This window comes from Natrinema amylolyticum, assembly GCF_020515625.1.
Taxonomy (GTDB): Archaea; Halobacteriota; Halobacteria; order Halobacteriales; family Natrialbaceae; genus Natrinema; species Natrinema amylolyticum.
In genome coordinates this window covers 1,048,523-1,070,709 of the sequence record NZ_JAIWPJ010000002.1, presented here as the reverse complement: position 1 = coordinate 1,070,709, position 22,187 = coordinate 1,048,523, and the positions used below count along the sequence as shown (strand labels likewise).

The 22,187-nt window shown below is 63.6% G+C and carries 23 protein-coding genes and 1 tRNA gene; 12 read left to right on the top strand and 12 right to left on the bottom strand.

Annotated elements, in window-relative coordinates; translation table 11 throughout:
- The first annotated feature begins 5 nt into the window (after nt 1-5).
- Genes LDH66_RS15480 through citE form a run of 4 tightly spaced genes read left to right on the top strand, consistent with a single transcriptional unit; the run spans nt 6 to nt 4,876 of the window.
- A complete protein-coding gene (locus tag LDH66_RS15480; RefSeq protein WP_226481966.1) occupies nt 6-1,439 on the top strand; it encodes a methylaspartate mutase subunit E in 1,434 nt (477 codons plus the stop codon).
- A 1-nt stretch (nt 1,440) separates the two neighbouring features.
- On the top strand, nt 1,441-2,718 hold the full coding sequence (locus tag LDH66_RS15475) for a methylaspartate ammonia-lyase (RefSeq protein ID WP_226481965.1): 1,278 nt from the start codon (nt 1,441-1,443) through the stop codon (nt 2,716-2,718).
- Nucleotides 2,711-3,778, top strand: coding sequence for a 2-methylfumaryl-CoA hydratase (gene mch / locus LDH66_RS15470; protein ID WP_226481964.1), 1,068 nt, complete (start codon nt 2,711-2,713; stop codon nt 3,776-3,778). Before LDH66_RS15475 ends, mch begins: the two co-directional genes overlap by 8 nt.
- 54 nt (nt 3,779-3,832) lie before the next feature.
- Nucleotides 3,833-4,876 (top strand): L-malyl-CoA/beta-methylmalyl-CoA lyase, encoded by a 1,044-nt coding sequence (citE, locus tag LDH66_RS15465; RefSeq protein ID WP_226481963.1) that lies wholly within the window; start codon nt 3,833-3,835, stop codon nt 4,874-4,876.
- Between the two features lie 437 nt (nt 4,877-5,313).
- On the opposite strand, the gene LDH66_RS15460 is transcribed toward citE, so the two are convergent.
- A tRNA-Ser gene (locus tag LDH66_RS15460) sits at nt 5,314-5,397 on the bottom strand.
- 1,110 nt (nt 5,398-6,507) lie between these two features.
- Here LDH66_RS15460 and LDH66_RS15455 point away from each other — a divergent pair.
- Nucleotides 6,508-7,326 (top strand): class I SAM-dependent methyltransferase, encoded by an 819-nt coding sequence (locus tag LDH66_RS15455; protein ID WP_226481962.1) that lies wholly within the window; start codon nt 6,508-6,510, stop codon nt 7,324-7,326.
- 203 nt (nt 7,327-7,529) lie between these two features.
- Here the strand turns inward: LDH66_RS15455 and LDH66_RS15450 are convergent, their stop codons facing one another.
- Nucleotides 7,530-8,270: a hypothetical protein gene (locus tag LDH66_RS15450; RefSeq protein ID WP_226481961.1), complete on the bottom strand. Its 741-nt coding sequence runs from the start codon at nt 8,268-8,270 to the stop codon at nt 7,530-7,532.
- A 111-nt stretch (nt 8,271-8,381) separates the two neighbouring features.
- Between LDH66_RS15450 and LDH66_RS15445 the strand changes: the two genes are divergently transcribed.
- Entirely contained in the window at nt 8,382-8,600 is a 219-nt protein-coding gene (locus LDH66_RS15445; RefSeq protein ID WP_226481960.1) for a hypothetical protein, read from the top strand.
- 11 nt (nt 8,601-8,611) lie between these two features.
- Here LDH66_RS15445 and LDH66_RS15440 read toward each other — a convergent pair whose 3' ends face one another.
- The 7 genes from LDH66_RS15440 to LDH66_RS15410 all read right to left on the bottom strand — a co-directional run bounded on the left by LDH66_RS15440 (nt 8,612) and on the right by LDH66_RS15410 (nt 15,047).
- Nucleotides 8,612-9,862, bottom strand: coding sequence for an RNA-guided endonuclease InsQ/TnpB family protein (locus tag LDH66_RS15440; protein WP_226481959.1), 1,251 nt, complete (start codon nt 9,860-9,862; stop codon nt 8,612-8,614).
- A 138-nt stretch (nt 9,863-10,000) separates the two neighbouring features.
- Nucleotides 10,001-10,603, bottom strand: coding sequence for a uracil-DNA glycosylase (locus LDH66_RS15435; protein ID WP_226482025.1), 603 nt, complete (start codon nt 10,601-10,603; stop codon nt 10,001-10,003).
- A 198-nt stretch (nt 10,604-10,801) separates the two neighbouring features.
- A complete protein-coding gene (locus LDH66_RS15430; RefSeq protein ID WP_226481958.1) occupies nt 10,802-11,809 on the bottom strand; it encodes a helix-hairpin-helix domain-containing protein in 1,008 nt (335 codons plus the stop codon).
- A gap of 219 nt (nt 11,810-12,028) precedes the next feature.
- Nucleotides 12,029-12,322 carry a DUF7976 family protein gene (locus tag LDH66_RS15425; protein WP_226481957.1) on the bottom strand — a complete coding sequence of 98 codons (294 nt, stop codon included), beginning with the start codon at nt 12,320-12,322 and terminating at the stop codon, nt 12,029-12,031.
- On the bottom strand, nt 12,319-13,395 hold the full coding sequence (locus LDH66_RS15420) for an Mrp/NBP35 family ATP-binding protein (RefSeq protein WP_226481956.1): 1,077 nt from the start codon (nt 13,393-13,395) through the stop codon (nt 12,319-12,321). Before LDH66_RS15420 ends, LDH66_RS15425 begins: the two co-directional genes overlap by 4 nt.
- Nucleotides 13,396-13,487: 92 nt before the next feature.
- On the bottom strand, nt 13,488-14,630 hold the full coding sequence (locus tag LDH66_RS15415; RefSeq protein WP_226481955.1) for a hypothetical protein: 1,143 nt from the start codon (nt 14,628-14,630) through the stop codon (nt 13,488-13,490).
- Nucleotides 14,631-14,723: 93 nt separating this feature from the next.
- The gene (locus tag LDH66_RS15410; RefSeq protein WP_226481954.1) at nt 14,724-15,047 is read right to left on the bottom strand and encodes a DUF7969 family protein; all 324 of its coding nucleotides are present in this window, start codon (nt 15,045-15,047) and stop codon (nt 14,724-14,726) included.
- 129 nt (nt 15,048-15,176) lie between these two features.
- On the opposite strand from LDH66_RS15410, the gene LDH66_RS15405 reads away from it, so the two are divergent.
- A complete protein-coding gene (locus LDH66_RS15405) occupies nt 15,177-15,500 on the top strand; it encodes a DUF5783 family protein (RefSeq protein ID WP_226481953.1) in 324 nt (107 codons plus the stop codon).
- A gap of 81 nt (nt 15,501-15,581) precedes the next feature.
- Complete coding sequence (locus LDH66_RS15400) at nt 15,582-16,433, top strand: eIF2B alpha/beta/delta subunit family protein (RefSeq protein WP_226481952.1); 852 nt, start codon at nt 15,582-15,584, stop codon at nt 16,431-16,433.
- 53 nt (nt 16,434-16,486) lie between these two features.
- Here the strand turns inward: LDH66_RS15400 and LDH66_RS15395 are convergent, their stop codons facing one another.
- Nucleotides 16,487-17,182, bottom strand: coding sequence for a ThuA domain-containing protein (locus LDH66_RS15395; RefSeq protein ID WP_226481951.1), 696 nt, complete (start codon nt 17,180-17,182; stop codon nt 16,487-16,489).
- Nucleotides 17,183-17,535: 353 nt separating this feature from the next.
- On the opposite strand from LDH66_RS15395, the gene LDH66_RS15390 reads away from it, so the two are divergent.
- Entirely contained in the window at nt 17,536-18,660 is a 1,125-nt protein-coding gene (locus LDH66_RS15390; RefSeq protein ID WP_226481950.1) for a Gfo/Idh/MocA family protein, read from the top strand.
- 230 nt (nt 18,661-18,890) lie between these two features.
- On the opposite strand, the gene psmB is transcribed toward LDH66_RS15390, so the two are convergent.
- Entirely contained in the window at nt 18,891-19,622 is a 732-nt protein-coding gene (gene psmB, locus LDH66_RS15385) for an archaeal proteasome endopeptidase complex subunit beta (RefSeq protein WP_226481949.1), read from the bottom strand.
- A 170-nt stretch (nt 19,623-19,792) separates the two neighbouring features.
- Complete coding sequence (locus tag LDH66_RS15380; protein ID WP_226481948.1) at nt 19,793-19,963, bottom strand: hypothetical protein; 171 nt, start codon at nt 19,961-19,963, stop codon at nt 19,793-19,795.
- Nucleotides 19,964-20,269: 306 nt separating this feature from the next.
- Between LDH66_RS15380 and LDH66_RS15375 the strand changes: the two genes are divergently transcribed.
- The 3 genes from LDH66_RS15375 (at nt 20,270) to tenA (ending at nt 22,155) form a co-directional block, all read left to right on the top strand.
- Nucleotides 20,270-20,626 (top strand): DUF555 domain-containing protein, encoded by a 357-nt coding sequence (locus tag LDH66_RS15375; RefSeq protein WP_226481947.1) that lies wholly within the window; start codon nt 20,270-20,272, stop codon nt 20,624-20,626.
- 191 nt (nt 20,627-20,817) lie between these two features.
- Nucleotides 20,818-21,357: a CBS domain-containing protein gene (locus LDH66_RS15370; protein WP_226481946.1), complete on the top strand. Its 540-nt coding sequence runs from the start codon at nt 20,818-20,820 to the stop codon at nt 21,355-21,357.
- 120 nt (nt 21,358-21,477) lie between these two features.
- Complete coding sequence (tenA, locus tag LDH66_RS15365; RefSeq protein ID WP_226481945.1) at nt 21,478-22,155, top strand: thiaminase II; 678 nt, start codon at nt 21,478-21,480, stop codon at nt 22,153-22,155.
- Nucleotides 22,156-22,187: the final 32 nt, after the last annotated feature.

Here is a 22,187-nt window from a genome sequence, read left to right as displayed (position 1 = left end):
CCCAGATGATACGAGACGAACGCATTCCATCCGACGAGCTACGGCGTATCGACGAGGAAATTCGGTCGAATTGGCCGACGGGCGCGGACGTCGACTTCGAGGACGCCATCGAGTACCACGAATCGCTGCCGGACCACAAGCGATTCGCGGACGTCCTCGAGTCGGCCGACAAGCCCCTCCTCCAGCCCCGGGCCGGCGTGCCCCGGCTCGACGACCAGATCGAGCTTCTGCAGTACCTCCTCGAGGAGGGACAGGCGGACCTCCTCCCGACGACGATCGACTCGTACACGCGCGACAACGAGTACGAGAAGGCCCAGCAGGGCCTCGACAAGGCCCTCGAGACGGGCGACGACACCCTGAACGGCTTTCCGGCCGTCAACCACGGGGTCGACGGCTGCCGGGAACTGATCGACGCGGTCGATGCGCCGATCGAGGTCCGCCACGGCACACCGGACGCTCGGCTGCTCGCGGCGATCACCTTCGCCGGCGGCTTCCAGAGCTTCGAGGGCGGCCCGATCTCCTACAACATTCCGTACACGAAGCGCCACGGCCTCGAGGAGACCATCGAGAAGTGGCAGTTCGTCGACCGCCTCGCGGGGGCGTACACCGAACGCGGCGTGCGGATCAACCGCGAGCCGTTCGGCCCGCTGACCGGCACCCTCGTCCCGCCGTCGATCGCGATCGCGATCATGATCGTCGAGGGCCAGTTAGCGGCGACGCAGGGCGTGCGCTCGATCACGCTCGGCTACGGCCAGGTCGGCAACATTGTGCAGGATGTCGCCGCGCTGAACGCGCTCAAGAAGTTGGGCAACGAATATCTGCCCGACGAGGTCGTCGTCACCACCGTCTTCCACGAGTGGATGGGCGGCTTCCCGCCGGACGAGGCGCGGGCCAACGGCGTCATCAGCCTCGGCGGCATGACCGCTGCCATCGCACAGCCGGACAAGGTCATCACCAAGTCGCCCCAGGAGTTCCAGGGGGTGCCGACCATGGAGGCCAACTCGGCCGGTCTGCGCACGACGCGGCAGGTCATCGACATGGCCATCGAACAGAAGATTGACATCGACGGCATCGAGGAGGAACAGGACCTCATCGAGCGCGAGACCCGGTGTCTGATGGACACTATCTTCGAGCACGGCGACGGCGACGTCGTCCAGGGGACGCTCAAGGCCTTCGACTCGGGGGCGCTCGACGTGCCGTTCGCACCCAGCGACAGCGCGGCGGGTGCCGTCCTGCCCGCCCGAGACGACGACGGCCGCGTCCGCATCTTCGAGTGGGCCGACCTCGAGATGGACGACGACATCAAGGAGATTCACAAGGCTCGACTCTCGCAGCGCGCCACGACCGAGGGCCGCGACCAGTCGTTCCGGATGGTCGCGGACGACGTCGACGCGATCAGCGACGGAAAGCTCATCGGCCGACCACAGGGGGACGTCTAACATGGAGATTACAGGAATACATGCCACGCCCGGCTACTCCGGGTTCTTCTTCGACGACCAGCGCGCGATCAAGCAGGGGGCAGAGCACGACGGGTTCACCTACGAGGGCGAGCCCGTCACCGACGGCTTCGACGAGATTCGACAGGCCGGCGAGACGATCATCGTCGACGTCGAACTCGCCGACGGTACCGTGGTGCGGGGCGACTGCGCTGCGGTCCAGTACTCCGGTGCCGGCGGGCGCGACCCGCTCTTTCAGGCCGAGGAGTACGCCCCCGTCATCGAGGGCCCCGTCGCCGACGCGCTCGAGGGCCGCGACGCGACCGACTTCCTCGCGAACGCCGAACTGCTCGAAGAGATGGAAGTTGCGGGCGATCGGCTCCACACGGCGATCCGCTACGGCGTCTCGCAGGCGCTGCTCGCCGCCGCCGCAGAAGCCGAGAACACGACGCGCACGGACGTGATGGCCGACGCGCTCGGCACCGAGCCCGCGACGGAGCCGGTGCCCGTCTTCGGGCAGTCCGGCGACGACCGCTACAACAACACGGAAAAGATGTTCGTCAAGGGCGTCCCGGTCCTGCCCCACGCGCTCATCAACAGCGTCGAGAAGATCGGCGAAAACGGGGAAACGCTGCTCGAGTACGTCGAGTGGCTCACCCAGCGCTCCCAGGAACTCGGACCGGACGGCTACGAACCCCGCTTCCACATCGACGTCTACGGGATGATCGGGGAGATCTTCGGCGCGCCCTACGATCGCGACGAGGTCGTCGATTACTTCGCCGCGCTCGAGGCGGCCGCGGCCCCCTACCCGATCCAGATCGAGGGGCCGATGGACGTCGGGAATCGTGCGGACCAGATCGACGCGATGGTCGAACTCCGGGAGGGGCTCGCCGACGCCAACGTTGGCGTCGACATCGTCGCCGACGAGTGGTGTAACACCTTCGAGGACGTCCAAGCGTTCGTCGACGCGGGCGCGGCCGACCTCGTGCAGGTGAAGACGCCCGATCTGGGCGGCATCCACCGGAGCGGACAGGCCGTCCGCTACTGCGAGGGGACCGACACCCGCGCCTACCTCGGCGGCACCTGCAACGAGACGGAAACCTCCGCGCGGGCCTGCGCCCACGTCGCGCTCGCGACGAATGCCGCGCAGGTGCTCGCAAAGCCCGGCATGGGCTTCGACGAGGGCTACATGATCGTCGAGAACGAGATGCGACGGACGATCGCCCGACGGAACCGCGAACAGCAGCAGACCGACACCGACGAGATTACCGCAGATGACTGATTGGACCGATCCCGACACGTTCGCACAGGCGCTCGAGCAAGTCGAGACCAAGGAGAAGGGCAACTGCTTCGAGGACTTCGAGGAAGGGGACGTCATCGAGCACGACCCCGGACTCACGCTCACGGAGTGGGGCAACGAACAGTGGATGAGCCAGACGCTCAATCACGACCCCGCCTACTGGCGGACCGACGCCGCCGAGGAACGCGGGTTCGACGAACCGCCGATCCACCCGGACTACCTCACCGCCGCGACGCTGGGCATCACCGTCGAGGATCTGAGCGAGAAGGGTGGCTACTTCCTCGGGCGGACCGACGTTCGCTTCCCCGAAGCGCCGGTCCACGCCGGTACCGAACTCCACGTCGAGAGCGAGGTCGTCAACTGCGCGACCTCGAGTTCCCGACCCGAGTACGGTATCGTCTCGTGGCGAACCCGCGGGAGGGACGCCGAGACCGGTGACGTGCTCTGTTCCTACGAACGCACGAACATGATTCCGCGCCGCGAGCCCGTCGCGACGGACGGCGGCGGTGCTGCAGCGGCCGAAGGGGACGGCGACGACGGCCCCGAACTCCCCGAGGAGTTCATCGCACCCGAGGGCGGCTACTACGAGGACTTCGTCGCGGCGCTCGAGGAAGCCGAGGACGAGAACGCCGCCGTCGCCTACCGGCACGAGCGCGGCCGGACCCAGGACGACGTCACCGTCGCCTCGCTACCGCTGGCGACGCTCAACACGGCGAAACAGCACCACAACGTCGACGTGATGTCCGACTCGCCGTCGGGCGACATCGTCACCTACGGCGACGTGACCCGATCGACCGCGCTGGGCCACGCCCGTTCGGACGAGGAGACCTGGCGCGAGGTCGGCTTCGACGACGAATCGTTCCACACGTTCGTCGCGGTTGGTGACACCGTCTACGCCTTCACGCGCGTGCTCGAGGCCGAGGAGGACGCTTCGAGCGAGCAGGCTGGCACCGTCACTTTCGAGCACATCGCGTTCAACCAGGACGACGAACCCGTCTACTCGGGGACGCGAACCGCGGAGATTCGAAAGCGTTCTAACTAACACGATCGATCATAATAAACGACCGCAGACAATCACGAACTCAGACACTGACACATGACTGACGACATTCGACTCTGCCGCACGTTCCAGACCGCACCGGCCGCCGTCCCGAAAGACGACTCGGCGAAGTATCTGACCTCCGCGCTCGAGGCGGAGGGGTTCCAGGCACCCGACTGGCTCGTCCCCGACATGGAAGACGGGACGGCACCGGACATGAAAGCCGAGGGGCTCGAGAACACCATCGAAAAGGTTCCCGAGTACGACTTCCCCGGCGAAATCTGGCCCCGCGTCGAGTGGAGCTACGAGGACGAGGAGTACTGCGAGAAGGGGCGCGACCAGATCGACCGGCTCGTGGGCGAGATCGGCGACGAGATCGACGGCGTCGTCGTCCCCAAGGTCGGCCGCCTCGAAGACGTGAAACGCGCCGCCGAGGTCGTCGCCGAGGCAGAGGCCGAACACGGCTACGACGACGGCTCGATCGGCCTCTCGATCATCATCGAGACCGGCCGCGCCCGCTCTGACCTGCGCGAAATATCCAAGTTCGGCGAGGACTCTCGCCTCACCGCGCTCGTCTTCGGCCCCGTCGACTACGCCGCAGAACTCGGTGGCCGCGACCTCGGCGACGGCATGCCCCGTTGGGACGGTCTCCTCGAGGCACTCTCGAACGAAGCCAGCGCCGGCGGCCTGCTCTCGATCGGCGGTCCCTTCGACGACCTGTTCAAGGAACGCGCCGGCCTGACCTACTACAACGCTGATGAGTACGCCGACCAGGTCGAACACGAAGCACAACTCGGCCTCGACGGCTCCTGGTCGCTCTACCCCAAGCAGACGATCCAGGCCAACACCGTTCACATGCCCACGCCCGAGGAACTCGAGCGCGACGTCCACAAGATCGAGCGCTTCAACGAGGCCAAACGCGAGGGCACTGGCGCGGTCACCATCGACGGCCAGATGGTCGACGAGGCCACCTTCAAGAACTTCCGCAACACTGTCCAGCAGGTCCGTGCGATCGACGACATCCGCCCCGCACAGACCGAGGACTACTACGACGCGGACCTGCTCTCTCGAGCGCGCGAGCTCGAGCTGTCCTACCGCTGACGGCTCGGGCCGGCCCTGGACTCGTCGGCTGACCGTTCTCGTATTTTCGCTTCGGCATCGGTTTTCAGTCGATGAGCTGTCGGTCTCGACTCTGTGACGCTCCGGCTCGATGAACAAGACTGCGGTGGCGTGCGCTGGCTACCGCCCGAGCGATAGCGAGGGCGGTCGGTGACGCCGCACGAGGGACGAGCGAGTGAACGACGTGAACGAGTGAGTCGGCTGGGGAGGGCGTGGTGATTCCCCGTTGCCACGATAGCAGAACGCTCCTCTTCCCAGTGCGACGAAACTGCTTCGTTTTCGTCTTCGTGACTTCAGTCGTCGTATGCTCTCGCGGAAAACGGTGGAGATGGGATTTGAACCACGGTCGGAGCGAAACTCCCCCCTGATTCAAATCCCACCATTTCCGCTTCGCTCCTCACGTCCGTTCGTCGCAAAAGCGGTGGGGATGGGATTTGAACCCATGAGGCTTGACAGCCACCTGCTCTCAAGGCAGGCGCGTTGGGCCGCTCTGCCACCCCACCGCGAAGTTCCACTTCGCCCCGACCACGTCTTGCGATTTCGTGGCTTCAATCCACGAAACCATGACGGACCACTCGGACCATCGAGGCTAAACTGAACCGACCCTCAGAGGCCCAAATCGCCGTCAACGGGGCGTGTTACTATGTCTACGCCCGAGAAAGTTGAAGGTATCGTTCTTATTCCCGGTCCCTCTCGGGATTACCTCAATGAACGGCAATTAATCGCCTACACTGGGCACCGGAAAAAGTACATCAAGTGGCTCGCTCGCATGGGCAAAGCTCTCGACAAGCTCGAGTGTCGCCTGTTCAGTTGAGGCGAGAATTACATCTCCCGACTCAGCTATCTGTTTTCGACTTCGTATGCGTTCACGAACCTATCCAATGCCTCTCGGTAATTCTGCCGTTCGAACATATAATTTTGATAGATTATTTGACTTGAATGCCAGTTATGATTGGCATATTGAAGGCTATTTAGGTCCGCATGTAATGCTATCTCGTACCATGGGGCAGAAAACACGCCGGGGATTGCTAACAGCAATTGGCACAGGAATCACCACAACGGGAATCGTAGTCGCTGGTGACCACCAACAGGTTGAGGCGAAGAAAGGAGTCGTCATCCGACTGCAGTGTAATCGTGTTCGAGTAACAGGGAACCCCAATCGAATCGATCGGATCGAAGTTTTCGCGCGGGGACCGCAGGAGGGCGGTAATTTCTCTCAGCCAGCTCTGCCATTCGACGAACGGTTCGAGCATACAGTCACAGCTGTCGTGGTGTACAATAAGGGAGGAAAAATAGTTAACTCAGTATCAAGCCAGCTCGATTGCTAAAATCACCACCTGAGTAGCGATTTTTCGAAGTCACTCGAGTTTAGGACCGTGCTGCTTCCGTCGCCCTTTCGCCGGAAAAACGCTCGAAGCGGAACCGGTTCCTCGCTTGTCGCTCCGGGAAGCCAGTGACCGAGGCCTCACAAGTGGATCGGGGCCGTGCTAACGGGTTCAAGTGTCCGAATATCGTCCATATCTCACTCAATGCTTGGCTTCGATCCACGGGGGTCGGACGTACTAAGATTCAATTATTCATACATGTTAGATTCAACTAATTGTGTATGGGTGATGATGAGAACCATGATGCGCAGGCCGATGTTAATTCCGCTCAAAGGGAGTCGTCTGAGAAGGGACCCTGTACTAATGGTTCAAAATCAGTATCAATTTGAAAAGGTCACTGAATATTATAATTCGGAGGGAATCTACGAGAGATACGTACAGGATGCGACGAAAGGGCTGACCGACAAAGAGCGACAAGCTATCGGTCAATACTTCGCCGTCGATGGGGGGATGGTACTGGATCTCGGATGCGGAACTGGCAGGACGACGGCGGTGCTTGATGAAATGGGATTTGACGTGATCGGAGCCGACCTCACCGAATCCTATCTCGAGGTCGCACGCGAAGTGACTTCGGATGTAGAATTCTGCGTCAGCGAGGCGATGTCGTTACCGTTTGACGACGAGACGTTCGACTATGTCCTGTTCTCATATAACGGAATCGACCATATTATCCCGGAAGGAAAGCGGTACATGACATTACTGGAGATTCGACGAGTGCTGAAGCCAGAGGGGATATTCCTATTCAGCACACATAACTTCTGGAGTTTGGTAGGATTCAATCCGTTGAACACGCAACAGATACTACGAACTCTCGCCTTTTGGCTGGTAAACATCCATCCCCGATGGCTATTGACGAGGTACAAGATGGACAACGCCGTGCAACAGGGTCCGCTACCGAATTATTATATCAGGCCCACAGCGCAACGGCGACAATTGAAAGCCTGCGGATTCGAAGTGATTGAGACGGTTGGAACGAACAGGTCTCTCCGGCAGAAATTCCATCGGTGGCACTATTATGTCGCACGGAAAATACGGAACGGACGCTAACCCCGTTTGTATGGTACTCGAATCCAAACCCGTAGATCACCCGGATTGTCTCCGCAGTTCTCGTTATTGGTCGTTACTTGCACTCCGCCAACTCCAGTCACTTGCTGCCGAAGGCGGCCCTGCTCTCGAGGCAGGCGCGTCGGGCCGCTCTGCCGTCATATCTCACTCTCCGTTTTGCCGCACGTTCCGAACGGATCGTCAGTCTATTCGCGCTCGAGGCCGCCGCCCTCTCCCACTGTGATTCCCAGCTCGTCGACCAGCGCCGCCGTCGCCTCAGCTCCCGGCCGCTCGGCCGCCCGTCGGGCCTCGAGTCCAGCGGTGGTCGCTCGCAGTCCGGCCGGCGTTGCGACGGTCGGAAGCATGGGCGCGAAGCCGACGCCGAGGCCGGCGTCCGACGTTCGCCGGGCGAGCGTCGACAGTTCGGGCGTCGCGTACGCGTCGGTGAAATCGATCGGCTCCGCGAAGCCCGCGAAGTAGACGCTGCCCTCCGTGGACGGTCCGAGCACGACCTCGTGACGGCGAAGCGACATCGCCGCCCCGTCGATTTCGGTCCGGTCGACCAGCGGGACCGTCGGCTCGAGCACCCCCACGCTCTGGGCCCCCTCCCGCTCGAGCAGGTGCGTGACGGTGTTGCCGACGCGAGCGGCGCGGCTCGAGCCAACCTGTCGTTCGAATCGGATCTCGGCGTCCTCGCCGAGCGCGTCGAGGGCGAGCGCCCGGACCTCGGCCTCGGGATCACCGTCCGTGTGGTCCTCGGGCAGTGTCTCCGCGTCGCGGTAGTTGAGCAGGAGGTCGCCGCCGCTCTGTGCGACGGCCCAGCAGACGTCGGCGACGGCGGCCTCGTAGAGCGACACGGCTTCGGCTTCGGTCAGTGGCGATCCGTCGGCGAGCGACGAGAGGACGAGTCCGTCGCGCGGCGGATCGACCGGAACGACGACGATCATGCACCCTACTCCGAGCGCGCGGTCCTTGAACGCGGCGCTTCCGGGGGTCGAGGGACCGAACCCGACGAGAAATGAAGATGAATTATAACGGTGTAGCGCCTCCGGATCGATATGGACGAACGGTCGATCGCCGGACTGCTCGCGACGCTCGTGATCGCCGCGCTGGCAGTTCTGGGCGTCTACGGGTTCAGTACTGGGTATCTGATCAACTCTCCCGGCGACTTCTTCGCGCCGACGATCGGCGTGCTCGCCGTCGCGGTCATCGCAGTCGGGGCGTTGATCGCCTCGGGCGTCGGCTCGAAACGCTGGCGCGAGAATCCGTACTGGTGAACTACCCCACCCTACTCAGCCGCTGGTGCGGCTTCGTTGAGGGTGGGGATTCCTGTTTCTATGACGCGCTTTGCAGACACCGAATGGGTGTCCGTAGGGAGCGCAGTCTCCACAGGCGTGTCTTCGGGCCATCCCAGCCCTAGTTCAGAAAAGCCGCGCTTGAGGACGTTCATCGCCGCGTTCGCGTCCCGATCACACTCGAACCCACACGACGGACAAGAGTGTTCTCGAACCCAGATGGGTTTCGCCGTCTCCACAGTACACTTCGCGCACTCCTTCGTCGTTCCTGCTGCTTCCACCTGAACGACGTGACAGCCGTACAAGTCTGCCTTGTATTCGAGGAGAGTGATAAACTGACGCCACGCCGCGTCCTGCGTGTTGCGAGCGTTCTGTGACTGCTCCAACATCCCCTTCACGTCCAAGTCCTCGACGAACACAGCATCGTACTCGCAGACGAGCCACGTCGTGATTTTGTGCTGGTAGTCCAGCACCTTTCGACGGATGTGTCGCTTGACCGTCGCCACTTCTCGGCGTTGCTTCTCGTAGTTGTTCGACCCCTTCTCCTTCCGCGACAACTTCCGTTGCTCGTGGCGGAGACGGTCGTATTCATCTTCGAGGTCAAGCCAGTCCACGGTCTTGCCGTCGCTAGTGTGAATGTAGTTCTGGATGCCGAGGTCAACGCCGACGCTGTTGCTCGCGTCGAGCGAATCAACCGGGGATTTCTCGGGAAGGTCGGCCTCGTCGGTTTCGAGGGCGAAGGAGACGAACCAGTCGCTAGTTGACTCTTTCTTGACCGTGACTTCTTTGATGTCGGCTTCGTCGGGGATTTCGCGGTGGTAGCGGATCGGGATGTCGCCGATTTTAGAGAGCCAGAGCGTCGCGCGTCGGCCACTCGTGTTTTTGAGTTCGAAGCCAGACTGCGAGTACGTCATACTCTGGAACTCCTGTGGTGACTTCCACTTGAGCTTCCCGACCTTGCGTCCGTTTTGCTTCTGCTCGGAGAGTCCGTTGAGGTTCTGGTAGAACCGAGTGACAGTTCGTTGCAGTGCTTTGGAGTTAACTTCCGCGAAGACGGGGAATTCGTCTTTCCAGTCGGTGAGTCGGTAGTGGTGTTTGTACGCGGAACCGATGTCGTCGACGTCCACGTTCTCGTATTCGTAGAGAGTGTAGTTGTACGCTTGGCGATGAATGTCGATGTGAGAGTCCAGTGCAGCCGCTACCTGTTGTCTCGGGTATGCGGGGTAGCGGTGACTGTACTCCATCGCTATCCCTTGATTAGAGATGTGTTAACTTAATGGCTTGTACTGTCGTGCGGCGATTCATCCCCTCCCTACTCGCTCCTTGAGGAAGGGGCATTCTCGCATCAATTCTGGTAATCGACCGCGGCTGCCGCCGACGCCTCACCGTTCCCGCCGTCCCTTCGTCTGCCGATAGTCCGACGCCATCAGTTCCGCGAACGCCTCGAGCCACGCCTGCGTCTGTGCGTCCGTCTGCTCGCGCGGGTCGATCATGGGAACGAGTTCGAACCCGCGGCCCCGAATCCGCGTCGCGTGATCGTCGGGGAGCGCGAGGTCCTCGGCCGGCGTCGTCGTGTACTCGAGGCCGAGTTCGGTCAGCGCGCGCTCGCCGACGGGGACGAGAATTTCGGGGTTGATCATCCGGATCTCGGCGTTGAGATAGGGCTCGCAGTTGCCCACCTCCTCGTCGGACGGCCGCCGGTCGGGATCGCGACAGCGCGTGAGGTTCGTCAGGTAGACGTTCTCGAGTGCGGGCTCCCCGATCGGCGAGGTCACGTCACAGAGACCGAGGCGCTCGAGCATGCGTCGCAGTCCGCCGTCGCCGTCGCTACCGCCCGCGCCGGCGAAGGGGACGCCGGTCTCGTCCGCCCGCGCCGTCGGTCGCTCGCCGACGAACAGGAAGTCCGCGCCGACATCGCCGTAGCCGTGGACGACTCGCGTGCGCGTCTCACAGAGCGCCGGACAGTTCCGACACTCCTCGTCCATGCCGTAGGGGTTCGCTCGAGACCGTTGATTCGCGTCCACAGTCGCATCTCGAGGGGCAGACCCAAAAGCGACGCGCCCGAGCAGGATCGATCGAGCGTCGGTCGAGATCGGTCCGCCTCGAGACGGCGTCAACGCCGACGAGGACCGTTCGCGAAAAGTGTCGTATCGTGCTGTAGGGCCGATCCACCGGCGGCGTGGTTACTTCTTGGACTGGGCGGCCTCGATCCAGTCGTTCGCTCGGTCGTCCGAGATGTCCGCCGCCTCGGCGACGGTCCCCGGCTCTGCATCGGCGAGATCGGCGACGGTCTCGATGCCCGCGTCGGCGAGTCGATCGGCGTACGTCTGGCCGACGCCCTCGAGAGTCTGGAGGTTCTGCTGGACCGCGTCGACGTCCCGGTCGGTGGCCGTTTCGATCGCGCTCGCCGTTTCGTCGGCGATGTCTTCGGTCGCTTCGGCGGCCTCACCGACCAGATCCTGTGCACCTCGCTGGGTCGTTTCGGCGACCGCTTCGGTCTGGCTCTGGGACGTCTGGACGGCGGATTCGGTCCGCTGCTGGACGGTTTCGGCCACGTCTTCGGTCTGCTGTTGGACGGTTTCGGCCGCGTCCTCAGCGCGGCGGACGCCTTCGACGGTCTGCTGTTCGGTCTCTCGCTGTGCCTCGAGCATCGATTCGGTCGAGTCTACGAGCAGCTGCCGTTGTTGGTCGGTTAGCTCGCCGACCGCTTCGATGAACTCCGCTTCGAACTCGTTCCAGGCTTCGGTCTGGGCTCGTTCGAACTCCCCGAACTGCTCGTCGACGGTCGATCGGACGTCGAATCCGTCCCCGTCGAGCGCCGACTCGAGGGCGTCGAACTGCGCGCGGAGTAGCTGCTGAAACAGATCCGTCGACTGTTCGAACTGTTCGTTCAGCAGGTGTTGGGTCTGTGCCGCCCCGTCCTCGAACTGTTCGTCGACCGTCGACCGGACGTCGTACTCGTCCTCGTCGAGCGCCGACTCGAACGCGTCGAATTGTGCGTCGAGGAACTCGCGGACGAGTTCGGTTCCCTGCCGCTGAGCGCTTCGCTGGGCCGCGAACCCGTTCCGAAGGAACGTCTCGGTGGCGTTCTCCTGTAGTTCGAGACCTTGCTCGAACAGTTTTCGGCTCTGCGTGATCGACTGGCGTTGCAGCTCGAACGTCGCTTCGATGGGGGTCGTCGCGTCAGTCATGGGTTGATGAGTGCAGTGACGAGCGTCGGGTCCCGTCTCCGCCACTCGGACGAACAGTGACCAGCGGGATATGTTCTGACCCTAAATGGTTTTAGATGGTCTCTGATACCGCTCTACGGTTCGACGCTGATCGCAGATCGGAGCTGCTTCTCGAGGACCGGGAACACAGATGAGGTCGCTCGCCCGGCCCGACGCGTGTCGGGACCGGAAAATACCAGTTCAGCGATCGAGTCCGCCGCGCTCGGTGACCTCGAGAATGAACTTCACGTTGCGGACGATCTCCTCGGGCGAGGTGTCTTCGCCCTCGTCGTAGAGGTCGCTGGTCCGGTAGAGAATGTTCGCGAGCTGTTTGCTCTCGCTCGTGTCCCCGCGAACGTCGTCGGCGATCTCGCGGAGACGTTCGACCCGCTCTGGGTCCGGATCGAACCCGGCGTCCGGATCGGTGCCGCCGTCCGCCACGGTTCCGTTCTCCTCCCCGTTTCTGCCATCTCCGCCGTCACCGCCGCTGCTCATCGATCGGGCGAGGCGGCCTCGTTACGGCGGCTCTGGGAGATCCCCTGCCGGTGGACGATCCCGGTGTTGTTGGCGACGTTCTCGGTGATCGTTCGCAGGGCGTCGCTGGTGCCGTCATCGTCTTTGAGGACCGTCGGCTTGCCGCCGTCGCCGCCCTCCCGGACGGCCGGATCGAGCGGGATCGAGCCGAGGAATGGGAGTTCGTGTTCCTCGGCGAACGCCTCGCCACCGCCGGAGCCGAAGATGTCGTGTTCGCCGCCGCAGTCGGGGCAGGCGAACGTCGACATGTTCTCGGCGATGCCCAGCACGACGGTGTCGTGTTTGGCGAACATCTCGAGGCCCTTGCGGGCGTCGTCCAGCGCGACGTCCTGTGGCGTCGTGACGATGACCGCGCCGGTGACGGGCATTGTCTGGAGCATCGTCAGCTGGGTGTCGCCGGTCCCCGGCGGGAGGTCGACGACGAGGTAGTCGAGGTGGCCCCACTCGACGTCCTCGGTGAGTTGCGTGATGACCTTGTGGACCATCGGACCGCGCCAGATGACGGGGTCGTCCTCGCCGGTGAGGAAGGCCATGCTCATGAGTTTCACGCCGTACTTCTCGGGCGGAACGAGGGTCTCGTCCTCGGTGGCCATCGGCGGCTCGTCGGCGTCGACCATCCGCGGGACGTTCGGCCCGTAGACGTCGGCGTCGAACAGGCCGACGCGAGCCCCGAGTTGCGAGAGGCCGGCGGCGAGGTTGACCGCGACGGTCGACTTGCCGACGCCGCCCTTCCCGGAGGCGACGGCGATGACGTTCTTGACGTTCGGCAGTACCTGTTCTTCGCTGGTGAGATCGTCGCGATCGGGCACGCTCGCGGTCAGGTCCGGTTCGAGGCCCTCGGCGGTGAGCACCTCGCGGACTTCGGCGGCGATGTCGCTCTCGCTCGGCGAGTAGGGGGCACCCAGGGCGAGATCGATATCGACCTGATCGCCATCGACGGTGATGTCGTTGACGAGTCCGAGCGAAACGATATCGTCGCCGAGTTCCGGATCCTCGACCGTGCGGAGGCGGTCGCGAACGGCGGCTTCGTCCATGTCACTAGCTACTTCCGGGCGTCGAAAAGGGTTGTGTTCGAATCCGTTCGGGTGAGACGCAGATGCTCGTGGCTCGAGCGGCGAGCCGACGATCAGTCCCGCGTGACGGGCTCGTCCCTGTCCTGCCAGATGCTCTCGCCGTCGGGAGCGCGTTGCAGGCCGATGAGACCACCGACGACGCTCGGCTCGTCGGGGCTCTCCATACGGTACAGATCGAGTGCCGTGGGGTCCTCGTACTCGGTCGCGACCACGAGCGAGATCATCTCCCGGTGGTCCGGCACGCCGTCGGGCATTTCTCCGATGGGACGGCCGTCCGCGTCGACCAACCGGCGAACGAACTCGCCGCTGTTCCCCTCCCAGAGCTTGTCGCCGTCGCGGCGAACACAGAGCACGTGACATCGATCGCTCCTGTCGAGATCGTCGGGGAACGACGTGTAGTCCATCCCCTCGAACTCGACGGGGGCGTGGTCTTCGCACATCACGATGTCGCTGGCCAGTTCGCCCTCCTCGAGGTCGCGAAACGGGTCGACGTACGTACTCCGCTGGCGTTCGATCTCGGTCCACAGGTCCGCGAGGGACTCGCCCTCGAAGAGGTAGTCGTCCGTCGACGGGGCGGGACCGGGGTCCACGTCGCTGCGGCCGCTTCCCGGTATTTCCTGTTCGCGGACGAGGACGGCTCCGTTCTCGAGGTCGCGGACGTTCCACGCTGGCGCCTCGAGTAGCCGCTCACGACCGCCAAACTGCTCGTGAAATAGCTCGCCGAACACCGTTACCCAGCCCAGCCGCTCCAGGCCGGTCTCCGGCGGGTGTCCCTCCGGATACGGATGGACGTCCCGATAGGGATAGGGTATCCATCCGACGACGAGCCACGGGTCGGTCTCGACTGTAAGGTCCGCGATCGCGTCGGCGAGCCGATCCGCACGGTTGCGGGCTGTGTCCAGCGGGATGTCGTGCTCCTCGAATGCGGATTCGTCCGGCCCGTCCAGCCAGAGTACCGTGTCCGGCTCCTCGGCTGGTGCCTCGAGATCGAACCGAACCTCGATGGGGTAGCCGTCGAGCCGGACTTCGATCCTCCCGCCGTTCCCCGTCGTGATGTCGGCGACAGCGTCGTCGAGCGCGGTGTCTGTATCGAGGCCGTTCTCGCGAAGTCGCTCGACGGTCCGGCGGACGAACGGCTCGCCGTCCGACATCTCGTCGGCGAAAAATAGCGTCCTCATCGAGTAGCTCTCTCCCATACGCCGACCTGAAGTAGTATCCTAATGACTGTTCCTCTCCCTCGGTGCTCGCGGTCCAGTCAACTTCGGTGATCCGGCGGACCGAACGCAGAGCTACGCGTTGAAATCGAACCGCGGGCCGCCGTAGGTCGGCGGATCGGGCTCGAGTTCGACCCCCTGCTCATAGCGCACGAAATTCAGATAGAACGGACGGCCGCACCCTTCGACGGGATCGCCCTCGAGGTCGGTAACTTGGCCGTCCTCGCCGCAGACGAACTCGATACCGTCCGCGGATTCGCGGTCGGGGTCGTCCGGGGCGACGTACTCCCACCCCGGCTGTTTGACCTTCGTGACCGACCGGTCCGCCAGATCCGGCGGCCGCTCGAGGCTGACCACGGCGTTGCAGTGGGGACAGGTGTACCGAACGGTGACGGTCATCGGCGGCCCTAGGGGACTCGTGGACGTAAGCCTGCGGGCAGCGGTGGGACTGTCGGTTACTCGACGCCTGGGCCGACCCCGGTACCGAGGTCCCGAACCGTTTACCCGATGGCGTCCGCACGGACGGCTATGACCGAGTTCGACCCCGAGAAGTTCGAGGAGAAGTACGTCCATTACTTCGAGGAGCTCGAAGAGGCCTACTCCGCGGCCTACCAGCAGTTACACGGCCGGTACGATTCGGACGTGCTCCGGGCCATCGATCGGCAGGTGCTGAGTGAGAGCGAACCGTTTTACGAGGGAGACGGCGAGTTCCGCGTGGCCCTCCCCGAGAACCCGCGGGAACGAGCGGGGGCAGTGGCCGACCGCGAGCAGTTCGAGCCCGTCCTCGAGGCGTTCGTCGACCGAATCGAGGGGGAGTTACGGCGGATTTTCGAGTTCGACGAGACCGCGTGACGGCGACCCAGTGAACGGCGTGCGGCGGACCGACTGAGAGCACCCGGAACACCTTTTGCGCTGACCGAAAACCATCAGAGTATGATCGACGAGACGGCCGAGGAAATCCGTGAGATGCAGACGCACAGTTCCTCGGTGGTCGCGGTCCACGCGGCCCAGGCACTCGAGGAACTGGTCGAGCGGGAGTTCGCGACCGTCGAGGAGTACACGCGCGCTCTCGAGCGCAACGGCTCCGTCCTGCGGCGGGCGAACCCGTCCCACGCCTCGCTGCAGAACGCCGTTCGGGAGGTCGTCGACGACGTGACCGACGCCGATCCCGACAGCGTCGAGGAGGCCCGACGACTCACCAGCGAGAAGATCGACGCGGTCGTCTCGCGGATCGAGTCCGGCAAGCGGCTGGCGGCCGAAAACGCCGCGGCGGTTCTCGACGACGGCGCGACCATTCTGACGCACGACTACTCCTCGACGGTGATGCAGACGCTCGAGCAGGCGACCGAGGCCGGCAAGACGTTCGACGTCTACGTCACCGAGGCGCGGCCGCGGTATATCGGGCGCAAGACCGCACGAACCCTCGCCGACCTCGACGGGGTCGACACGACGCTGATCACCGACAGTGCACACGGGATCACCCTCGAGAAGTGCGATCGGGTCGTCGTCGGTATGGACTGTATCGTCGACGAGACGCTGTACAACCGCGTCGGAACCTTTCCGATCGCGGCGACGGCAGCCCAGCGAGACGTGCCGGTTACCGTCCTCGGATCGGCCTCGAAGATCATCACCGAGGGGTTCGTCTTCGAGAACGAGTACCGGCCGGGCAGCGAGGTGCTGCCCGAGCCCGCCGACGGGTTCGACGTCGAGAACCCCGGCTACGACGCGACGCCCGTCGAGTTACTCGAGAGCGTCATCACGGACGAAGGCCGACAGGAGTTGTAGGGGCGGTCACCGACTGTCGGATCGTCACCCGCGTTCACTGAACGCGGGAACGGTTACTCGCGTTCGCCGAACGTCCGCGACGAGCCCTCGGTCGGAGCGGCCCAGTCGACCGCGTTACGGAGCACCCGCCGAATCGCCTCGTTCTCGTAGATCGGATACGTCTCGTGACCCGGTCGGAAGTAGAAGATTCGACCCTTTCCGCGCCGGTAACAGCAGCCGCTGCGAAACACCTCGCCGCCCTCGAACCAGCTGACGAACACCTGGCGGTCGGGTTCGGGGACATCGAACGGCTCGCCGTACATCTCCGACTCGGGGAGTTCGATCGACTCCTCGAGCCCGTCGACGATCGGGTGGCCGGGGTCGACGACCCAGAGTCGTTCGGTCTCGCCGTCTTCGCGATACTGGAGGCTACAGGACGTCCCCATGAGTCGCTTGAAGATCTTCGCGTAGTGAGCCGAGTGAAGCGGAATCAGGCCCATCCCCTCGAGAACGCGCTCGTGAACCCGGTCGACGACCTCGTCTCGTACCTCGTCGTGGGCCTCGTGACCCCACCACAGCAGGACGTCAGTCGATGCGAGGACGTCCTCGGTGAGCCCGTGCTCGGGGTCGTCGAGCGTCGCGGTCCGGACCGCGTGGTCGTCGGCGAGCGCGTCCGCGAGTGTCTCGTGGATGCCGTCCGGGTAGACGGCCGCGACCGCGTCGTCCTCGCGTTCGTGGCGGAACTCGTTCCAGATCGTGACGTCGACCATGGCAAATCTCTCCACCCTCCGGCGTCTTATACTGTCGGCCGGAACGGTCTGATTCGTTGTGATCGGTCCGACCGATCGGTCGCTGACCGTCGACCGGCGGTCTCGCTCGAGCGATCCGCGCGGAGACCGTTATAGTAGGATACCGGATTTTACTGATATCCACTGACCACTCTGTGGTAATAGTATAGTAATACGTGAAAGACAGGCTGATCGGACGGATTAATCGGTCACAACCCTTATTTCGATAGCCGACTGCCTCTCTCTATGGAACGGAACCGGACGCAAACGACAGCGAAATGGCTTGTTTCTCACTCTCCTGCCATCGCTACCGTGACGAAATCGGGGGGTTGGACATGATCGGCGACGGTATCGGGATCGGCATCGTCGGTCTCGGCGGAATGGGAAACCTCCACGCGAAGAGTGTTCGGGCACAGGGTGCCGACGTCGTCGCCGGCGCGGACCTCGTCCCTGAGAAACGCGACCAGTTCGCCAACGAGTTCGGCGCGCGGACCTACGAGACCCACGACGACCTCGTCGAAGACGACGCGGTCGACGCCGTCATCGTGACGACGCCCAACCGGTTCCACGAACCGATCGCCGTCGCCGCCCTCGAGGCGGGCCTGCACGTCCTCGTCGAAAAACCCCTCGCACACACTCTCGAGAGTGCGGAACGGGTCGCCGAGGCGGCGGCCCGTTCGGACGGCATCTGTATGGTCGGCTTTCACAACCGTCACGCCGCGTCGATGGCCATGTTCGACGAACAGCACGCGCGCGGCCGCTTCGGCGACCTGACCCACGTCGAGGCGAACTACGTTCGCCGTCGCGGGGTCCCCGGCCCCGGCTCGTGGTTCACCGATCCCGAGCTCGCGGGCGGCGGTGCCTTGCTCGACATCGGCGTTCACGCGCTCGACCTCGCCCTTTACGCGCTCGACTTCCCCGAGATCGTCGAAGTGAGCGGCGTCACGCGAACCACGTTCGGCACCAGCGAGGAGTACGCCGACCCCGAGGGCTTCGGCGACAACTGGGACGCCGAGGCCGAGACCTACGAGGTCGACGACTCAGTTAGCGCCTTCATCCGCTGTGCGGACGGCCAGACGGTCTCGCTCGAGGCCGCGTGGGCGACCAACCGCGAGGAGAGCATGGACTTCCGCGTGCGCGGCACGCGGTCCGGTGCCCAGTTCGACATCGGAGACACCGATCTCCGCATTCTCGAGGCCGGAACCGCCGGCTGCGACCACTACGCCGACGTCAATATGACCGGCGACTCGTCGGTGACCGGCTACGGGGAACAGGACGAACAGTTCCTCGAGGCCATCTCGACGGCGGGCGTCCCGGAGACGAACACGGTCGAGGAGGCCCTGACCGTCCAGCGCGTGATCGACGCGATCTACCGCTCGAGCGAGACTGGACGTGCGGTCCAACTCGAGGAGTCCCCGCTAGCGGAGCCCCGACTCGAGCAGTCGACGCGACTCGACTAGTCGGAATCGGTTTTCTGTGGTCTGTTTCTGACAGTTCATGTCGATCGATCACGCACCTGACGAAACGGAGAGCGGCCCGTTCGTGCCGTCACGATAGTGAGAACTGAAACTCACGCCGATCGGCGTGGCCTTCGTGCGATCGATTGCGTACTGACTTCGATGCGAACCGAGTCGACAGTGCCACCGCTTCGCATCTAAGAAAACCGGAAAATCCGCCCGTCTCGGCCGGTTTAGAGGACTTCGTCGAAGTCGTGGTGGCCGTGGATGTCGACGCCGTCGCCGGTGATTTCTGCGAGGAAGACACCGTTCCCGGAGCCGGTGTCGCGCTCGACGGCGGACTTGATGCCGCGGGCGGCGACGGTCTTTGCTTCCTCGTTGGACATGTCCGGTTCGTAGGCCTGCTCTAAGTGACCGTAAGCGAGTTGCATCCCGCTACCGGTGACGGTGTAGTCGTCTTCCATGACGCCGCCGGCGGGGTCGATGCTGTAGACGTGGCTGCCTTCATCGTCGACGCCGCCCAGAATTGGGTGGATAGCGAAGAACGGGCCGCCGCGGGCGAAGTTGCCTGCGAGCGTCGCCAGCGCGTCGATGCTCATCCCCTCGCCGCGTCGGGCTTCGTAGAGATTGACCTCGGCACGGAGCGTCGAGATGAACGACTGGGCACCGCCGACGCTGCCGACGAGCGTGAGTGCGGCGGTCGGATGAATCTGTTCGACCTTCTGGACGTTCTTGTTCGAGACGAACCGGCCGCCGAGGCTGGCGCGCATGTCCGTCGCGATGATGACGCCGTCAGCGGTGGAGATGCCGATCGTCGTCGTCCCGGTCTTGTTGACGTTGTCCAGATCGGCCTTCGTCAGGTCGTTCTGGGGCATCGATCCGACCTCCGGCTCGTAGGGGTTCGGATCGTCGGCCAACTGGTCGACCGTCCGAGAGAAGTCGGAGTCGTGTGTGGGCGTACGCATTGATCGAACCCTACGACCGGGACGGTATAAAACACCGGCGGTCACCACTGCGGTTTCCGCTTTCACCGGCCGCGAGAACGGACGGCTTGAGCGACGAACCGGGCCGCGATTTCGGGTCCTGCAGCTCGGTGATCGGCGGGCAGGAAAATCAGTCAGCGTCGGTCAGTCGATCAGTGCTGTGCGGCTTCGTAGGCGTCCTCGACGTTTTCGAGGATGCGGTGGACCGGCAGGGTGAATCCGGCCTGGCGGGCGGCGATCGCGAGCGGCATCGCGACGATACCGATCATGATGCACAGTTGGTACAGGGCGAACAGGGTCGCGTGGTACGCGCGGGATATCATCAGCGTTCATCGATCCCCAGACGGAGGGTGTATATAAGCCTTCTTGAAAAACGAGATTTATAATGGTAGTTAATACACTATTGGGTCGACGCCTGCTTGCGATTAAACCGTGCTTGTTGGAGGGACAACTCGAGGCGTACTCGAGTCGATCCACGGGTATGTCGAGGGCAATGGATCGGGGGATTTCTCATAAGTTATGGGAATCATCCGATTGACGTGCGCGCTGTGGCAGCGGCGGCGCGTCGCGGGCGAGTGACGGCGCGGACGAACCGCAAAGCAGGAAACCCCCCGGACCGACCACTCCATATGGGAAATTATCTCGTCGCGATGGAAGCGGCATGGCTCGTTCGTGACGTCGATGCGATCGACGACGCGATCGGCGTCGCCGTCAGTGAAGCCGGGAAGCGACTCAACAGCGAAGACATGGACTACGTCGAGGTCGAGGTCGGCGCGACGGGCTGTCCGGCCTGTGGCGAGCCGTTCGACTCCGCCTTTATCGCGGCCGACACCGCGCTGGTCGGTCTCGCGCTCGAGATGGAGGTCTTCAACGCCGACAGCGAGGAACACGCCTCGCGGATCGCGAAGAGCGAAATCGGTGGAGCGCTACGCGACGTGCCGCTGTCGGTCGTCGACATCGTCGAGACCGAAGCGGACGACGAATAGCGACGACCGAGACACACCGCGAACCGTCAACTTCGTTCTCCGTTTCGTCCGGACCGGTAGACTGACTCGAGCGGATGCTCTCGAGTGCAACGTCCTCGAGTCGCGGACGACGTGGCCGATCGGTTCCCGATCAGTCAGTCGGAGCGAAACCAACCCAAAGTACTTTCTATAACCCGTAGTTATTGTTTCGTATGGAACTCCCGACGCCCGCGGATCTTCGACAGCGCCGTACCGAACTCGGGCTCACCCAGAGCGAACTCGCGGATACGGCCGACGTCTCCCAGCCGCTGATCGCGCGGATCGAGGGCGGCGACGTGGACCCGCGCCTGTCGACGCTCCGCCGGATCGTCAACGCCCTGGAGAAGGCCGAGAGCGACGTCATCCGCGCGGCGGATCTGATGAACGAGGCCGTCGTCAGCGTCGCGCCAGACGATCCCGTCAGCGAGGCCGCCCAGCGGATGGAGGAGGAGGCGTACTCGCAGTTAGCGGTCATTCAGGACGGTATTCCGGTGGGCTCGATCAGCCAGAGCGATCTCGTCCATCTCGATTCCGAGGACCGCGACGAGCCCATCGAGGAACACATGAGCGAGAGCTTCCCGACCGTCTCGAAGGACGCCACCCTGGACGAGATCAGCAACCTGCTCGAGCACTACAAGGCCGTGATGATCACCGAAGCCGGCGAAACCGTCGGCATCATCACCGAGGCAGACATCGCCGCGCGGCTCTCCTGACGCCGCCCGGACGGCATCCGATTCGATTTCGGTCCGGCTCGAGGCGAACCGACTCACGGGCCGATTATCCGATTGTATCAGCTAGTAATATTAGTATCGCGTCCGTACTTCCGAGCGATAATGGCGACCAGCGATCGACTCCTCGAGGCGGGCACGGACGTCTGGGACGCACAGAAGCGCCACCCATTCGTGACGGAACTGGCTGACGGAACGCTCGACGAAGACGCCTTCCTGACCTGGGTGCGCCAGGATTACCGATACCTGCTCGATTACGCGCGCGTGTTCGCGATCGCGGGATCGAAAGCCCGAGACGAGGAAACGATGACTCGCCTGTTCGGCATCGCTCACACGACGCTCGCCGACGAGATGGACCTTCACCGCGCGTTCGCCGCCGATTACGGGCTCTCTCGGGGGGATCTCGAGTCCGTGCGAAAAGCGCCGACCTGCGTCGCCTACACCAACTTCCTGTTGCGAACCGCCTACGAGGGGACGCTCCCGGAAATCGCGGCCGCGATCTACCCCTGCGGACAGGGCTATCTCGATATCGCCGACCACATGGCCGACCTGGCACCCGAGGAGGACCACCGGTACACGCCCTTCATCGAGAAGTACACGAGCGACGAGTTCCGGGAGGTCGTCGACTGGTTGCGGACGTTCGTCGACCGGTGCGGAGAACGCCATCCCGAACAGTACCCGGCGATGGAGGAGGCCTTTCTCACGAGCGCGCGCCTCGAGTACCGGTTCTGGGAAATGGCCTACCGACGAGAGGGGTGGGGAATCTCGGCGTCGGCGGAGTAGGCGATCGGGGACGGCGTCGGCCGTTTAAGCGG

Coding starts and splice junctions, on each gene's coding strand:
- LDH66_RS15435 (WP_226482025.1), bottom strand. CDS start 10,603: ATGGACGAGGAGTGTCGGAACTGTCCGGCGCTCTGTGAGACGCGCACG.
- LDH66_RS15400 (WP_226481952.1), top strand. CDS start 15,582: ATGATCGACGAGACGGCCGAGGAAATCCGTGAGATGCAGACGCACAGT.
- mch (WP_226481964.1), top strand. CDS start 2,711: ATGACTGATTGGACCGATCCCGACACGTTCGCACAGGCGCTCGAGCAA.
- LDH66_RS15380 (WP_226481948.1), bottom strand. CDS start 19,963: ATGATATCCCGCGCGTACCACGCGACCCTGTTCGCCCTGTACCAACTG.
- LDH66_RS15455 (WP_226481962.1), top strand. CDS start 6,508: ATGATGAGAACCATGATGCGCAGGCCGATGTTAATTCCGCTCAAAGGG.
- LDH66_RS15390 (WP_226481950.1), top strand. CDS start 17,536: ATGATCGGCGACGGTATCGGGATCGGCATCGTCGGTCTCGGCGGAATG.
- citE (WP_226481963.1), top strand. CDS start 3,833: ATGACTGACGACATTCGACTCTGCCGCACGTTCCAGACCGCACCGGCC.
- LDH66_RS15450 (WP_226481961.1), bottom strand. CDS start 8,270: ATGATCGTCGTCGTTCCGGTCGATCCGCCGCGCGACGGACTCGTCCTC.
- LDH66_RS15480 (WP_226481966.1), top strand. CDS start 6: ATGATACGAGACGAACGCATTCCATCCGACGAGCTACGGCGTATCGAC.
- LDH66_RS15420 (WP_226481956.1), bottom strand. CDS start 13,395: ATGGACGAAGCCGCCGTTCGCGACCGCCTCCGCACGGTCGAGGATCCG.
- LDH66_RS15445 (WP_226481960.1), top strand. CDS start 8,382: ATGGACGAACGGTCGATCGCCGGACTGCTCGCGACGCTCGTGATCGCC.
- LDH66_RS15405 (WP_226481953.1), top strand. CDS start 15,177: ATGACCGAGTTCGACCCCGAGAAGTTCGAGGAGAAGTACGTCCATTAC.
- LDH66_RS15375 (WP_226481947.1), top strand. CDS start 20,270: ATGGGAAATTATCTCGTCGCGATGGAAGCGGCATGGCTCGTTCGTGAC.
- tenA (WP_226481945.1), top strand. CDS start 21,478: ATGGCGACCAGCGATCGACTCCTCGAGGCGGGCACGGACGTCTGGGAC.
- LDH66_RS15425 (WP_226481957.1), bottom strand. CDS start 12,322: ATGAGCAGCGGCGGTGACGGCGGAGATGGCAGAAACGGGGAGGAGAAC.
- LDH66_RS15440 (WP_226481959.1), bottom strand. CDS start 9,862: ATGGAGTACAGTCACCGCTACCCCGCATACCCGAGACAACAGGTAGCG.
- psmB (WP_226481949.1), bottom strand. CDS start 19,622: ATGCGTACGCCCACACACGACTCCGACTTCTCTCGGACGGTCGACCAG.
- LDH66_RS15395 (WP_226481951.1), bottom strand. CDS start 17,182: ATGGTCGACGTCACGATCTGGAACGAGTTCCGCCACGAACGCGAGGAC.
- LDH66_RS15415 (WP_226481955.1), bottom strand. CDS start 14,630: ATGGGAGAGAGCTACTCGATGAGGACGCTATTTTTCGCCGACGAGATG.
- LDH66_RS15410 (WP_226481954.1), bottom strand. CDS start 15,047: ATGACCGTCACCGTTCGGTACACCTGTCCCCACTGCAACGCCGTGGTC.
- LDH66_RS15370 (WP_226481946.1), top strand. CDS start 20,818: ATGGAACTCCCGACGCCCGCGGATCTTCGACAGCGCCGTACCGAACTC.
- LDH66_RS15430 (WP_226481958.1), bottom strand. CDS start 11,809: ATGACTGACGCGACGACCCCCATCGAAGCGACGTTCGAGCTGCAACGC.
- LDH66_RS15475 (WP_226481965.1), top strand. CDS start 1,441: ATGGAGATTACAGGAATACATGCCACGCCCGGCTACTCCGGGTTCTTC.